General features: G+C 42.0%; 13 protein-coding genes and 1 pseudogene (1 of these 14 cut by a window edge). All 14 read left to right on the top strand.

Features of this window, described 5'->3' with window-relative positions; translation table 11 throughout:
• Nucleotides 1-35 precede the first annotated feature (35 nt).
• The gene (murA, locus tag COT81_00775) at nt 36-1,292 is read left to right on the top strand and encodes a UDP-N-acetylglucosamine 1-carboxyvinyltransferase (protein ID PIS05533.1); all 1,257 of its coding nucleotides are present in this window, start codon (nt 36-38) and stop codon (nt 1,290-1,292) included.
• The gene (locus COT81_00770; GenBank protein ID PIS05532.1) at nt 1,293-2,537 is read left to right on the top strand and encodes a S41 family peptidase; all 1,245 of its coding nucleotides are present in this window, start codon (nt 1,293-1,295) and stop codon (nt 2,535-2,537) included.
• 57 nt (nt 2,538-2,594) lie between these two features.
• The gene (gene pgk / locus COT81_00765; GenBank protein PIS05531.1) at nt 2,595-3,794 is read left to right on the top strand and encodes a phosphoglycerate kinase; all 1,200 of its coding nucleotides are present in this window, start codon (nt 2,595-2,597) and stop codon (nt 3,792-3,794) included.
• 11 nt (nt 3,795-3,805) lie between these two features.
• Complete coding sequence (locus COT81_00760) at nt 3,806-4,591, top strand: hypothetical protein (protein PIS05530.1); 786 nt, start codon at nt 3,806-3,808, stop codon at nt 4,589-4,591.
• The gene (locus COT81_00755) at nt 4,592-5,851 is read left to right on the top strand and encodes a phosphopyruvate hydratase (GenBank protein ID PIS05529.1); all 1,260 of its coding nucleotides are present in this window, start codon (nt 4,592-4,594) and stop codon (nt 5,849-5,851) included.
• A gap of 5 nt (nt 5,852-5,856) precedes the next feature.
• On the top strand, nt 5,857-7,407 hold the full coding sequence (locus tag COT81_00750) for a 2,3-bisphosphoglycerate-independent phosphoglycerate mutase (protein ID PIS05528.1): 1,551 nt from the start codon (nt 5,857-5,859) through the stop codon (nt 7,405-7,407).
• Between the two features lie 3 nt (nt 7,408-7,410).
• The gene (locus COT81_00745) at nt 7,411-8,985 is read left to right on the top strand and encodes a 2,3-bisphosphoglycerate-independent phosphoglycerate mutase (GenBank protein PIS05527.1); all 1,575 of its coding nucleotides are present in this window, start codon (nt 7,411-7,413) and stop codon (nt 8,983-8,985) included.
• A 67-nt stretch (nt 8,986-9,052) separates the two neighbouring features.
• Complete coding sequence (locus COT81_00740) at nt 9,053-11,341, top strand: hypothetical protein (GenBank protein PIS05526.1); 2,289 nt, start codon at nt 9,053-9,055, stop codon at nt 11,339-11,341.
• A gap of 238 nt (nt 11,342-11,579) precedes the next feature.
• Complete coding sequence (locus tag COT81_00735; GenBank protein PIS05525.1) at nt 11,580-11,846, top strand: YbhB/YbcL family Raf kinase inhibitor-like protein; 267 nt, start codon at nt 11,580-11,582, stop codon at nt 11,844-11,846.
• 18 nt (nt 11,847-11,864) lie between these two features.
• Nucleotides 11,865-12,722 carry a peptidase M10A and M12B matrixin and adamalysin gene (locus tag COT81_00730; GenBank protein ID PIS05524.1) on the top strand — a complete coding sequence of 286 codons (858 nt, stop codon included), beginning with the start codon at nt 11,865-11,867 and terminating at the stop codon, nt 12,720-12,722.
• Between the two features lie 69 nt (nt 12,723-12,791).
• Nucleotides 12,792-13,511, top strand: a complete 720-nt coding sequence (locus tag COT81_00725) for an HAD-IB family hydrolase (protein ID PIS05523.1) — start codon at nt 12,792-12,794, stop codon at nt 13,509-13,511.
• Nucleotides 13,512-13,862: an arsenate reductase gene (locus COT81_00720; protein ID PIS05522.1), complete on the top strand. Its 351-nt coding sequence runs from the start codon at nt 13,512-13,514 to the stop codon at nt 13,860-13,862. It abuts the gene before it with no gap.
• Nucleotides 13,862-14,404: an RNA 2',3'-cyclic phosphodiesterase gene (locus tag COT81_00715; GenBank protein ID PIS05521.1), complete on the top strand. Its 543-nt coding sequence runs from the start codon at nt 13,862-13,864 to the stop codon at nt 14,402-14,404. Before COT81_00720 ends, COT81_00715 begins: the two co-directional genes overlap by 1 nt.
• A gap of 4 nt (nt 14,405-14,408) precedes the next feature.
• Nucleotides 14,409-14,561: pseudogene (locus COT81_00710) on the top strand (6-O-methylguanine DNA methyltransferase) (it continues 150 nt past the right edge of the window).

Below are 14,561 nucleotides of genomic sequence, written 5' to 3'. Positions count from 1 at the left end.
GAGATTCCATGTAGAATGATACGTGTTATTATACTATGTCTACACTAGTAATTGAAGGCGGTCAAGCCTTAAAAGGAGAGGTATTAATTAGCGGGATGAAAAATGCCGCTACTCCTTTAATTGCCGCCGCCTTACTTACTTCTCAAGATTGTATTTTAAATAACGTTCCTCGCATTAGTGATGTTGAGTCAATGCTGGATATTTTGAAAAGTCTCAAGGTTAAAGTTGAATGGACGGCAGATAGGCAGCTGACAATTAATGCCGCTCATGCTGATCTTAAAAACATTAATCAAACGGCGGTCAAAAAAATGCGTTCGTCAATTTTATTAGTTGGACCGCTTTTATCTAGATTTAAAGAATTGAAAATTTTAGAACCCGGCGGATGCATTATTGGCAAGCGCCCGATCGACACTCATTTGCAGGCCCTTAGCCAGTTAGGCATTCAGGCAAATCAAACTAATGATTCAATCGAACTGAATGCCAAAAAGATGAAGTCCGGCTTAGTGGTATTGTCGGAATTTTCGGTTACCGCGACAGAGAATATAATAATGGCAGCGGTTTTAGCCGAAGGGAAAACTGTTGTGAAGCTAGCAGCCCATGAGCCGCATGTGCAAAAATTAATTGAGTGTTTACAACAGATGGGCGCTGATATTAAAACCCTTGATAGCAGCACTGTTATAATTGAGGGCATAGATAGCTTGCAAGGCTATAACTTTGATGTTATTTCTGATCAAATTGAAATCGGCACTTTTTTAGCCTTAGCGGCGGCAACTAAAAGTGAGTTAAGCTTAACTCCTGTACAGCCGGAATATTTGGATAGCATTTTAAGTAAAGCCAGCGAGGTTGGGGTTAATTGGGAGTTAAAAAATGACAGTTTAAAAATTAAGCAATCAAAAAATTTGCGCGCTTTTAAATTGCAAACTATGCCGTATCCTGGTTTCCCAACCGATTTGCAAGCACCGTTCGGCGTGTTGGCGACTCAATGCCAAGGGATGAGTTTAATTCACGATCCGTTGTATGAGGGGCGTTTGGGCTATGTCAATGAGTTAGTTAAAATGGGAGCCAATGCCACAATTTGTGATCCACATCGCGTGATTGTAGCTGGACCGTCAAAGTTACGGGGTACTAATATAAAAACTTTAGATTTGCGCGCCGGCGCAACGATGGTTATCGCTGGTCTTGTGGCAGAAGGCAAAACAACTATCGCAGACGTTGAAATAATTGACCGCGGATATGAAAATTTAGACCAACGGCTAGCTAGCGTTGGCGCTAAAATAAAGCGCATTGATTAGATGAGAAAGTTGCAACCACCCACCGTTTATTTTACTTTTATCGCCTTGAGCGCGTTGGCGCTTGCCTTTATTATTGGTTTTTCTTGGGGCCAAGTTTCCGGCTCGCCAATAATATCAGTTTTTTCCAGTGGGGAAATTGTAAATCACGACAAAGTGCCGGAATATTTATCTGATGACGTGGATTTTAATTTGTTTTGGAAGGTATTTGATTACATAAAAGATAACGCCTTGGACAAAGAAGCGTTGCTTGACACGCAACTTATTCATGGGGCCATTAGCGGTATGGTCGCAGCCATAGGGGACCCTTACTCTGTTTATCTGCCGCCTGATTTATCTAAGGAATTTACCGATGAACTATCCGGTGAGTTTGAGGGCATTGGCGCTGAAATTGGGATTCGTAATAATCAGTTAGTAATTATCGCGCCGGTGCGAGACACCCCGGCTGAACGAGCTGGATTAAAATCAGGCGATTATATTTTGCAAATTGACGATGTTGACACCCAAGATATTTCGCTGGATTACGCGGTCAGCATCATTCGCGGGAAAAAAGGCACGACGGTAGTCTTAAAGATCGGGCGCCAAAAAAACGGCGAGTTGGAAATTAACGATGTCCCTATCGTACGTGACGTTATTGATTTTGATAGTGTCGAGTGGCAGTTGCTAGACAACAATATTGCTTTAATCGAACTGCATTTTTTTAATGGAGACACTTTGGGCGATTTTAACCAAATCGTAAGAGAGATTTTAAACCTTAACGTCAATGGCATAGTTTTAGATTTGCGCGGAAATCCAGGCGGTTTTTTACATGTAGCTAATGCCGTAGCGGGCGAGTGGGTTGGGCCCGGTCCAGTGGTTATTGAGCGGCATAGTGACGGGACAGAAATTCGGCATGAAGGCCGCAACTTGGCACGCTTTGCTGATATTCCGACCGTTGTTCTAATCAATGGTGGTTCGGCGTCCGGTTCAGAAATTGTTGCCGGCGCGTTACAGGACTTTGAGCAAGCTACAATTGTGGGCATGCAATCGTTTGGCAAGGGTTCAATACAAGATTTAAAAGAGTTCGATAATGGCTCATCAGTCAAGTTAACAGTGGCAGAGTGGTTAACCCCGAACGGCCGGTCAATTAATGAAGAGGGCATATTGCCAGATATTGAAGTTGATAGGACTATTGAGGATTTAGATACTGATGTCGATCCTCAATTGGATAAAGCCCTGGAAGTTTTAAATACCTTATTTATTAAGTAAGCTTGATAGCCGATATTTTAGTGGCGCAGGTGTTTTTATGGTATAATTTAACCACTTATGGAGCTTAGGACAATGAGGGATATTAAAAATCTCAAAGGACGGCGGATTGTTTATCGGGCAGCCTATGAGGTTACTTTGGAAAAAGTGGGTAAACATTATGAGGTTGGTGATGACTTCAGGATTGTTAGAACTTTTAAAACTTTAGACCACCTTTTAAAGAATAAATGTTCTATCGTGGTTTTATCCTACTTGAAACGCCCGGGGGGCAAAGTTGTTGACAAATGGCGCTTAGATCCAATTGCCCGCTACTTATCCAAGGCATTAAAACTCAAGGTAAAATACGTTGACGATTGCGTCGGTCCAAAGGCGGAAAAAGCCGTGGCGGCTTTGAGACCTGGCGAGATTTTGGTTTTAGAAAACACGCGCTTCCATCCTGAAGAAGAGGAAAATGATCCGGCTTTTGCTAAACGCTTGGCTAGCTATGGCGAAATATACGTTAACGATGCTTTTGCTCAAGATTATAAGCCGCATGCTTCAACCACCGCAATTACTAAATTTTTGCCAAGTTACGCGGGATTTTTATTAGAAGAGGAAATTAATGAATTGAATGGTGCGTTAAATAAACCTAAAGGTCCGGCGATTGCTATTATTGGCGGCGTAAAAATTTCGGCTAAATTGGGAGTAGTCGAAAAGCTATTAAAAAAATTTGATGACATTTTACTTGGCGGGGCGTTAGTTAATACGGTACTTAAAGCGCAAGGTGTCGCCGTGGGCAAATCGCTGATTGAGCCTGCCATGGTAAAACAATTGGAAGATTTTAATTTCACTAATCCTAAATTACATATCCCGGTTGATGTGATGGTGGGCAAGTCATTTACCAAAGGCGCCAAAGCGGTACCTAAGGCGGTTGGCAGCATTGGGCCCAAGGAGTGGATTTTAGATATTGGCCCAGACACAATTCGCTTGTTTGATTCAATTATTCGCGAGGCTAAAACGATTGTTTGGGACGGACCAATGGGAGTGTTTGAATTTTTACAATTTGCCAAGGGCACCGAAAGCGTAATCCACGCGTTGGTGCACTCAGACGCAAAAATTGTAATTGGCGGGGGCGAAACGATTGATGTCTTTAGAAAATTTTCTAATAAAACTTTTGCGCAGTTACCAAATATTTATGTATCCACCGGCGGGGCGGCAATGCTGAAATTTTTAGAAGGTAAAACTTTACCAGCCGTAAGCCCATTACTCAAAAATAATTAAACAAAAATTATATGGAAACAATGGATTTGGGGCATCCAACCAAATTAAAACAGGCGGCTTTAGCTTTGTTGACCTTGCTCTTTTTACTTTTGTCGGTTTTGGTAGTGGTTAAGATTAGAAGCGAATGGAAGTCGTACAATTTTATCGGCCAATCAGCGGAGTTTCCGCATACTATATCAATTAGCGGCGAAGGCAAGGTAACGGCCATCCCGGATATTGCCACTTTGACAATCGGTCTTATGACAGAACGTTCGACGGTAGCGGCGGCCCAACAAGAAAATACTGAGAAAATGAATAAAATTATCGCTGATCTTAAAACACAGGGCATTGAAGATGCTGACATTAAAACCACTAACTACAATATTTACCCCAATTATGACTACAATCCGACCGGGCGTGTACTGCGCGGATATCATGTTGATCAAAACGTAACTATTAAAATTCGCGATTTGAAAAAGGTCAGCACGATTTTAGAAATTGCCGGCCAAAGTGGCGCCAATAATGTTTCGGGCATTAATTTCACTATTGATGATCCAGAAGCATACCGGCAAGAAGCTCGTTTGGCCGCGATTACTCAAGCGCGAGAAAAAGCTGAAAAATTGGCTGAAGCGGCCGGTGTGACGCTTGGGAAAGTAGTGTCTTTTTCAGAATCAAGCGGCGGCTATCCGGAACCGTATCCGGTGTATGCTAGAAGTTATGCCGACGCAGCGGTCGGTTTGGGCGGGGCGGCACCAGAAATTGAAGTTGGCAGTAATGAAGTGGTAGTGAATGCCACAGTAACTTTTGAGATATACTAAATGGTTAAGATAAAATCAATTAAAGCCCGGGAGATATTAGATTCTCGTGGCAACCCCACCGTTGAAACAACGGTCACGTTGTCAGACGGTAAATCAGCTTGGGCGGCAGTACCTTCAGGCGCGTCAACCGGTGATGCCGAGGCGCTAGAACTTCGCGATGGAGATAAAAAACGCTATAACGGTAAGGGCGTGCTTAAGGCGGTTAAGAACGTTAATACAGTTATTGCTAAAAATATTATTGGTCAAAGTCCCTACGCCCAAAAGAAGTTAGATCAGTTAATGATTGAACTTGACGGTACCGACAATAAATCACATTTAGGAGCTAATGCCATTTTAAGTGTATCATTAGCGGTTGCCAGAGCCGCCTCCAAAAGTAAAGACTTGCCGCTGTATCGTTATTTAAGGCAGCAGTTTTTTAAGTCTCAGAAAGGTTGGGCTATGCCATACCCAACTATTAATATCGTAAATGGTGGCGCGCACGCTGGTTGGGCGATTGATTTTCAGGAACACATGATAGTGCCGCAACAGCGTCGAATTCATGAGCGAATACGCTGCGGGTCTGAAATATTTCACGCGCTTCAAGGTATCCTTAAAAACAAGGGTCAATCAGTATCGGTTGGGGATGAAGGCGGTTTTGCGCCAACTCTAAACCGCAACGAAGAAGCCTTAGTGTTAATTATGCTGGCCATTGGAGCGGCTGATTATCGCGCCGGTAGCCAAGTTAAAATTGCCATGGACCCGGCGACTTCAGAATTTTACGAAAAACGGAAGCAACGATATGTACTTAAAACTGACGGCCGCACCATGACGACTGACCAGTTGATTGATCACTGGGTACGCATGACCAAGAAGTATCCAATAGTCTCCCTGGAAGATGGTTTGGCACAAAACGATTGGGCGGGTTGGCAAAAGCTGACTAAGGCGCTGGGTAAAAAAATTGATTTGGTAGGCGACGACCTTTTTGTTACTAACAAAAAAATATTACAGCGCGGCATTGAGATGAAAGCAGGCAATGCAATACTGATAAAGCCCAATCAAATAGGCAGTTTAAGTGAAACAGTTGAAACTATTGATACGGCGAGGAAACATCATTATAAAATTTCAGTATCTCACCGATCCGGGGAAACGATTGACGATTTCATCGCCGATTTATCAGTTGCGGCAAGGGCTGAATACATAAAAACCGGCTCAATGTCACGTTCGGAAAGAAGCGCAAAGTATAATCGTTTAATGCAAATTGCTGACGAACTAAAAGTTTAACCCGGATGGCTAAGCGCAATAAGCAAATCGGGTGGCCATTAGTTTGGTTGATTTTAGACGGTTGGGGGATAGCTACGCCAAGTAAAGCAAATCCAATTAGCTTTACCCCCACCCCAACCATTGATGCGCTGTGGAAGAATTATCCGCATGCTAAGCTCGGCGCATCGGGCAAGGACGCGGGCTTACCGCCCAACCAGGCCGGTAATTCTGAAGCCGGCCATATGAATTTAGGGGCCGGCAGAATTGTAGAACAAGAATCGGTCGTAATTTCTCATGCTATAAATGATGGCACTTTTTTTAAAAACTTGGCATTTCTCAACGCCGTGAAACATGTAAAGAAAAATAGATCAACTTTGCATTTAATGGGTTTGTTAAGTAACGAGCAAAGCGCTCATGCTGATCCAGATCATTTATTGGCTTTAATTACTTTCGCTCGCCTGGAAGGCATTAAAGACGTCAAGTTGCATCTGTTCACCGACGGCCGTGACTCTCCGCCTTTTTCTGCCTTAAAATTATTAGAACAGCTGTTGCGTAAATTGCGTAATGGCGAGCAGATTGCTACGGTCATGGGGCGAGTTTACATGGATCGGCGTAAAAAATGGAATTTAACAGAAACTGCTTATAATGCGTTGGTCATAGGCGAGGGTTTGAAGGCTAAAAACTGTGAAGAGGCAATTACCCAAAGTTATAACCGCAACGAACCAGATCAGTTTGTTCAGCCTTATGTGTTACATCCGAGAGGCAAGCCAGTTAAACGCATCAGTGATAATGATGCCGTAATTTTTTTCAATCTACGTTCCGACCGGGCACGACAACTAACTAAACCCTTTGTGCAAACAGAATTTACCAAGAAAAACCCGGGCAGTTTTACTCGCAAGAAGGTATTAAAAAATTTGTATTTTGTAGCCATGACCGATTTTGGTCCTGATTTAGACAGCGTTGCCACCGCTTATCCAAGCCGGGATTTAAATAAAACATTCCCAATGGTGATGTCGCCGTACCGCCAGGTTTATATCGGTGAGTCTGAAAAGTTTGCACACGTGACTTACTTTTTTAATGGCGGTTATAAACAATCCGTGGCCAATGAAGAGCGTGTTGAGATTAGATCACCGAATGTAAAAAATTACAGAGACGCGCCTAAAATGTCACTTGCCAAGTTGACTAACACGATTTTGAAACAAATTAAAAATGCCGATGTGATAGTGGCTAATATCGCTAACGCTGATATGATCGCCCATACTGGCGATGTCAAGGCAGCCCAAGTGGCGATTAAATCTGTGGACGCGGCAATTAAGAGGATTTTTAAAGTTATCAAAAAAGCTGGCGGAACATTAGTGATAACCGCCGACCATGGCAACATTGAAAAAATGTTTGATTTAAAAACCAGCGAGGTAAGAACCGAACATACTTCCAATCCTGTGCCATTGATTATAGTTTCACCTAAAAAATTCAAGCTTAAAGGGAAGGGCGTTTTGGCAGATGTCGCGCCAACAATTTTAAAAATTCTAGACATTAAAAAACCAAAAGAAATGACCCGCTCAGGGTTGGTTAAATAAATTATGGCCAAACAGCGTTTAGTTATGTTAATTAGTTTAGACGGTTGGGGGGTAGCCCCGCCATCTAGGGGCAACGCTATAGCTTTAGCCAAAACGCCAGTCATGGATCATTTAGTGACCAATTATCCGACCTTAACTATCCAGGCGTCCGGGGAATCAGTCGGACTTTCGTGGGGAGAGATGGGAAATTCTGAGGTTGGCCATTTGAATTTAGGCTCCGGCAAAATTATCTATCAGATATTACCGCGCATTAATAAGTCTATTATTGACGGTGATTTTTTTCAAAATAAAGCTATTTTAGAGGCGTTAAACAAAGTTAAGGCTTCTAACTCAACCTTGCATTTAATGGGGTTATTGTCCAACGGGGGAGTACATAGCCACCAAAGCCATTTGTACGCGATACTTGACCTTTGCCAGCAACTGCAAATAAATAATGTGGTAATTCACGTTATTTTAGATGGACGCGACACCAAGCGAGACGGCGGACTAGACTTTGTTAAAAAATTAAAAGCTAAGCTAGATGAGCTTGGTTTTGGCAAAATTGCTACTTTGAGCGGACGGTATTACAGTATGGACAGAAATAACAATTGGGATAGAACTGCCTTGGCCTATAACGCTATTGCGTTTGGCCAAAGTGAAAGTAATTTTGACGATCCAATTACCGCGATTGAACAATCATATAAACAAGAAATATATGATGAGCAGTTAAAGCCAACAGTAATTAGTCAAAATGCGACACCCGTAAAGCCTGAAGACGCGTTAATTTTTTTTAATTATCGGGCGGACCGCGCTAGGCAAATCACCAAAGCTTTTATCTTGCCTGATTTTAAAGAGTTTAAGCGGCCTAACTTTTTGCGTGGTTTATTCTTTGTGTCAATGACAGAATATGAATCAGGATTGCCATGCAAAGTAGCCTTCCCGCCAGAACTTATTAAAACTCCTTTGGCTAAAGTTTTGGCTGATGCTGGTGTCGGCCAACTCCACGCGGCTGAAACTGAAAAATACGCGCATGTGACTTATTTTTTCAATGGCGGGAATGAAAAAGAGTATAATGGAGAAACAAGGTTACTGGTGCCTTCACCAAGTGTTCCCACGTATGATGAAAAACCAGAAATGTCCGCTTTCGAATTGACTGAGAAAGTTTTGCGCGCGGTGAATGAACAAAAATATAAATTTACTGTTGTTAACTTCGCTAACCCTGACATGGTTGCCCATACTGGAAATTTAAAGGCCAGCATTCAAGCCGTCGAGGCAGTTGATAAAGCGATTGGGGTAATTGTTAAATATTATTTGTCAATTAACGGGGTAGTTTTTATTACAGCCGATCACGGTAATGCTGAAGAACTGATTAATTTGCAAACGGGAGAAATTGACAAGGAGCATAGCACCAACCCGGTGCCATTTATAATTGTAGGAAATGAATATAAAGGCCAAGCGGCTCAGTTTGGCCAGAAGGTTTCCGATAGGGATTTAAGCCTTTTAACTCCGGCTGGGATGCTGGCGGATGTAGCGCCAACAATCTTAAAAGTTATGGATATCCCTAAGCCGATGGAAATGACTGGTACGCCCTTGATTTAATATTAATTTATGTCACACTATGAATAACTTTATCGTTATAATTAATGCTTAATTATTATGCAAAAATATGCGTAAAATAACATTATTTTTAGTTGCTTTAAGTCTAATTTTAGCGCCTTATTCCTATGTCGGCGCCTTAACGGATCTGGAGAATTTACAAACTGATTCCCTGATTAAAGTAGAGGGCCGTGAAACGGTCTATTATTATGCCGCGGATGGCAAACGTTATGTTTTTCCGAATAACAAGATTTTTCAAAGCTGGTTTGATAATTTTGATTCTGTGGTTGAGGTAAGTTTGGAAACACTGCAATCTATCCCTTTGGGGGGTAACGTTCGTTATCGCCCAGGTATAGTGCTGGTTAAAATTCAATCTGACCCTAAAGTCTATAGTATTGGCCCTAATGGCGCTTTGCATTGGCTAGTCAATGAAAATGCGGCAGTTAGGCATTTTGGACGTGACTGGTCCAAACTAGTAGATGATATTCCGGATGTATTTTTTATTCATTATCATCGAGGTAGCGATGTTGGCGAAGACGATGACTATGATCCGGATGAAGATGCTGAGGGCGTTCCAACAATTAACGACAATCGCGGCATTGGAAAGACAATAAGGGCACTCCGCTCACACACTAAGCGTTGCAAGATAGTTAGAAAAGTTGTCGAAGAGATTGACGAAGAGTCTGGTGAAGTGTTGAGCCGAAAAGTTGAAGTTGAGAGAGAGTGCCGGCCATTGGAAGATTTAGATATCTTCGACGGCAAGAAATTAAAAATTTGTCATTTCCCTGGAGGCGATGAAAGCAAAGGGGTTACCTTATCAATTAGTACAAATGCCTGGCCTGCCCATGAGCGACATGGCGACACTCTCGGAGTTTGCGGCCGGGATGATGATGACGGCGATGACGATGCCGAGATAAGTGGCAGTAAGTTTAATGACTTAAACGGAAACGGTGTTTGGAACGACGGCGAGCAAGGCTTATCTGGCTGGACCATTAAATTAACCAAAGGATCATCGACAATTAGTGCATTGACCGACTCAGAAGGAAAATATAAGTTTCAAGATTTAGCGCCAGGAATTTACACAGTGGCTGAAGAGCAAAAGTCAGGCTGGACGCAAACTAAACCCACTTCAACAACCTACATAGTTGACGTGGAAGCAAATGAAGAATATGAGGATTTAGATTTTGGTAATCAGCAAGATGAAAGCTCAACAACCACGCCAGGGGCTATTGTTAATGAAGATGTTAACGCCGTTGAGGAGTCAATTGTCTTGTCTGGCACTACTGGCGTGACTGTCAAAAGTGTAAAGATTTCAGCTGAGCTGGAGGATGTTGTTTTAGATGAGATAAGCGTTTACGTTGAAGATGCTAATCAGACGGGTACGGCGGATGGTAACTATAAGGATATTGGCAATGTCACAATTTATCACGGTGCCTCCAAGCTTACTGAGGGCAATATCCCTTCAACCAACAAGGTTACCTTTCCATTCTCTAATAATCCGGCCGATACTAATTACTTAAAGATAGTCAAAGGCACAAGCGAAACATTGACTCTAAAAATTGACACAGCAGAAATTTCAGCCGCTGGTACAGATAACCCTGGCACGCCCAACGCCAGTTTTCGGGTTGGCTTTGGCGGATCGGACGGCATTATTGGCACGGGAGTTGATTCTGGATTAGAAGTTAGTAGTACCTTCAATAGCCCAACTAGTACGGTAAAAATATTGCATTCAGCTAAGCCAATCGTGACGTTGCCGACTACTAGTAACCGGCTTGGTGCAGCATCAAACTTAACTAGTGGCGATATTCGGTTATTTGGTTTTGAAGTTACTGCTGATTCAAGTCAAGGACGACCGGTAATGCTTTACCGAACAAGCTTTAATGTAACTACTTCTGATGGAGTTGACATTTCTAACTTATATTTACGTCAAGACGGAGAGGCAGATAAAGTATCAGACGCCGATGCTATAAGTTTAGATGATATTGGTACGCAAGGTGGCCGGGTATCGTTTACTTTTAACAGTCCGAATTTTAACAATGGTGATAGTAAAGAGTATTTAGAGGTTACCGACGGGACGACTAAGAGATTTTACCTGCACGGGACAGTAAGTGGAGTTGCCGCTGGCGATTTTGTGTCGGTTAGCTTACTGGGTGATTTAGCAGAAGCGATTGGAAATGATACCGGAGTTGCGGCGGATACTTGGCAAGAAAGTACAAACGGCAAGTTTGTATGGTCAGACGATCATAAAAACATATCCGGGAGTGCCGATGCCACAGGCGAGCAAATCTGGTTTAACGGTCATTTGGTTGACGGATTGGAGAAAACTGTGACTACCACTGCTTACACAATCTCACTGTAACTAAATCAAAATAAAACAAGCGCCATCTTTGGGGCTTGTTTTATTTTTTGATCTCAGTCCAATAAAAGAAGCCAAGCCACGTTTAGTTGGTCTGATAATAACGTAGCAATTACTAATCGGCTTATATTGTTATAATATTTAACAGAGCAGTTGAACACATTAGGTTATCCAAATCAGCTTTTCAACACAACCAAAGTATCCAATCTAAGATACGGAAGGCGGTACTTGGTCGCATTGGATAGTCTATAATATTCCGCTGAGCGTGACAGTGGTGGCGGAAAGTTTCAAAGTTGAAGATTTGGTAGATGGAATGGTTAGCTTTGGTCGGTCTGGATATGGCGGTCCGTGCCAGCCCAACGGGGAACACCGTTATTTCTTTAAATTGTATGCGCTTGACAGAAACTTAAAATTGCGTAAAAATGAAGCCAGGCAAATAGCCGAAAGCGCTATGGAGGGACATATAATTGATCAAGCTGAAATCATGGGCTTGCATCAAAAATCATAATAATTATAATTTATAAATATGAAAAAAATTTTAGCTACTGCTTCGGGGATAGCAGTGTTGGCTTGGTCATTTAATATTGCTTTTGCCCAACCCAATTTAATTCCAACAGAAATTATAAACCCCAATGATAAATTAGTTGCAACTGTGACTATCCCGGAGCACGCCGTTGAGGTTGCGCCAAACATTTTTGATCTCGGATTGGCAAAAGATGCTGACGGCACGGTAGTTCAAGGGTATGCAATTTTACATCCAAAGAATAACGATGCTAAACCTGATCATGCCGGCGGGCCTAAAAATAACGGCGGCGGTGGAAAGGGTACATCAAAATGTTTTGCACCTTTGGCCAAAGGAGCAGCTTGGAAAACAACAGAACCTTATATTTTTAATGCATCAAATAGCGATGGCATGAACGAAGCTTTTGTAACATCAACCCTTGGCAAAAGTATTAATGAATGGGACAACCAAGTTACGTTTGATATTTTTGGCACTGGTACAGCTACTTCTTCAGTGCTTGTGGCTGACGAATTTAGCCCTGATGGACAAAATGAAGTTTACTTTGGGTCAATTGAAAATTCAGGAACAATCGCCATGACTATTACTTGGGGTGTTTTCAGCGGTCCGCCGAGCGGTCGAGAGTTAAGAGAGTGGGATATGGTGATTGACGATTCAGATTTTAGTTGGGGCGACGCGAGCGTAGACTCATCGTTAATGGATTTAGAGAACATATTAGTTCATGAACTTGGGCATGCTTTGGGTTTGGGCCACCCTGATGATACTTGCATAGATGAATCAATGTATCGATTTGCATCCGAGGGCGAGACCAAGAAGCGAGATTTAAATGTAGGCGATATTGCCGGTGTCAATGACCTGTATTAAAAATATGTTTTTAAAGCCCCGCTTCGGCGGGGCTTTTTTGGTTGAGTTAGTTTGTGGTACAATTGCAACATGGCGGCAAGGAAAGAAGTTAAACTCGCAGCTTTTGATATAGACGGAACTATTTTCCGCTCGCATTTATTTATTGAATTAATTCGGGCTTTTGTCCGGGAGGGTGTTTTTCCCAAAACAGCCCAAAAAGAAGTTGAAATAGAATACACTGCCTGGCTTAATCGCACCGGAAGCTTTGTAGATTATAACAATAAGCTAATTGAGATCTATCTAAGGTACATTAAAAATAAAACATACGCGTCGGTGTTTAATGTGGCAAAGAAAGTGGTTGCGATATACAAGGACCGTGATTATGTTTACACACGGAATTTAATCAAAGACTTGAAAAAGAAGGGCTATTATATTTTGGCAATTTCTGGCTCACCAAATTTTATTGTGAAACAATACGCTGATTACAAAGGTTTTGATACTTATTATGGCACGGTATTGGAGGTCCAAAAGGGTAAATTTACTGGGCGGATTTTTAGCGAAGACACATATTTGAATAAAGATAAGGTCTTAGAGGATTTTATTAGCTGGTCTAAATTGCCAGTCAACTTGTCAAAATCAATTGGGGTTGGGGATACTGAAAGTGATATTCCAATGTTAAAACTAGTTGGCCAGCCAATCGCGTTCAACCCCAACCGGGCACTAGCCGATTACGCTAAAACCCACGGTTGGCCAATTGTGGTGGAGCGTAAAGATGTTATCTACGAGCTTAAAAATTATATATTTAAATAAATGGCAGAAATTATTATTTACGAAAAACCAACTTGCACAAAATGCCGTATGGCCAATACTTTTTTAAAAAATTTAGGATTGAAGTTCACAAAGATTAACTATTATGAAAAGCCGCTGACTGAAAAGAAACTTCAAGCGCTGATCAAAAAGATGGGTGTGCCGGCCGGGAAATTACTTCGAACCAAAGAACCAATTTATCGTGACTTAAAATTGGCTAAAAAGGATTTGTCTGACAAGGAGTTGGTTAAGTTAATGATCAAGTATCCGGACTTATTGCAACGGCCAATTGTAGAAAAGGGGGATAAAGCGGTGTTGGGCCGCCCAACAGAAAATTTGCAAGCATTAGTTTAATGCGTAAGAGGTTATTTATAGGCATTGAGATACCTAGCGCTTGGCAAAAAGAACTGGCAAATTGTTGTTATGCTTTGGATCAGGCAGACATTAAATGTACAGTGCCAGGCAACATTCACATAACAGTTACTTTTTTAGGTAATGTCGAGGTGAGCGACATTCCTAGCCTAATTGACGGCCTAAGGTTGGCAACAAATTCTCTAACAAGTTTTGATCTTACATTTGAGTCAATCATTTTTGCCCCGCCTAACCGCCCAGCTAAAATGATTTGGGCGCTTTTTCAATACAGTCATGATTTTAAACTATTAGTTCATCAGATGCGTGACGCGGTGAAAGCATTTTCAAGCAAAGATGACCATAAAAATCCTATCCCGCACGCAACTTTGGCAAGGATAAAAAGCTCCGTTGACACTAATAATATAAATTTAAGTCAGCCGGATTTCAAGCGCAATTTAAGCGTTACAAGCGTTGTATTATTTGAGTCAGTGTTATTGCCAAAGCACCCTGAATATACACTTTTGCAGCGTTTTACATTACAATGAATATATGACTTTATTTACGCAAAAAGTTAAATCTGTAGTAGCCAATATCCCAAGGGGGCGGGTCTTAAGTTATAAAGCGGTGGCCGCAAAAGCCGGCCAACCAGGGGCTGCTCGGGCGGTTGGCACTATTATGCGCGCTAATTTAGATCCAGATATT

The sequence above is a fragment of the Candidatus Buchananbacteria bacterium CG10_big_fil_rev_8_21_14_0_10_42_9 genome (genome assembly GCA_002773845.1).
GTDB lineage: Bacteria > Patescibacteriota > Patescibacteriia > Buchananbacterales > 21-14-0-10-42-9 > 21-14-0-10-42-9.
This window is presented reverse-complemented; position numbering and strand designations above follow the sequence as displayed.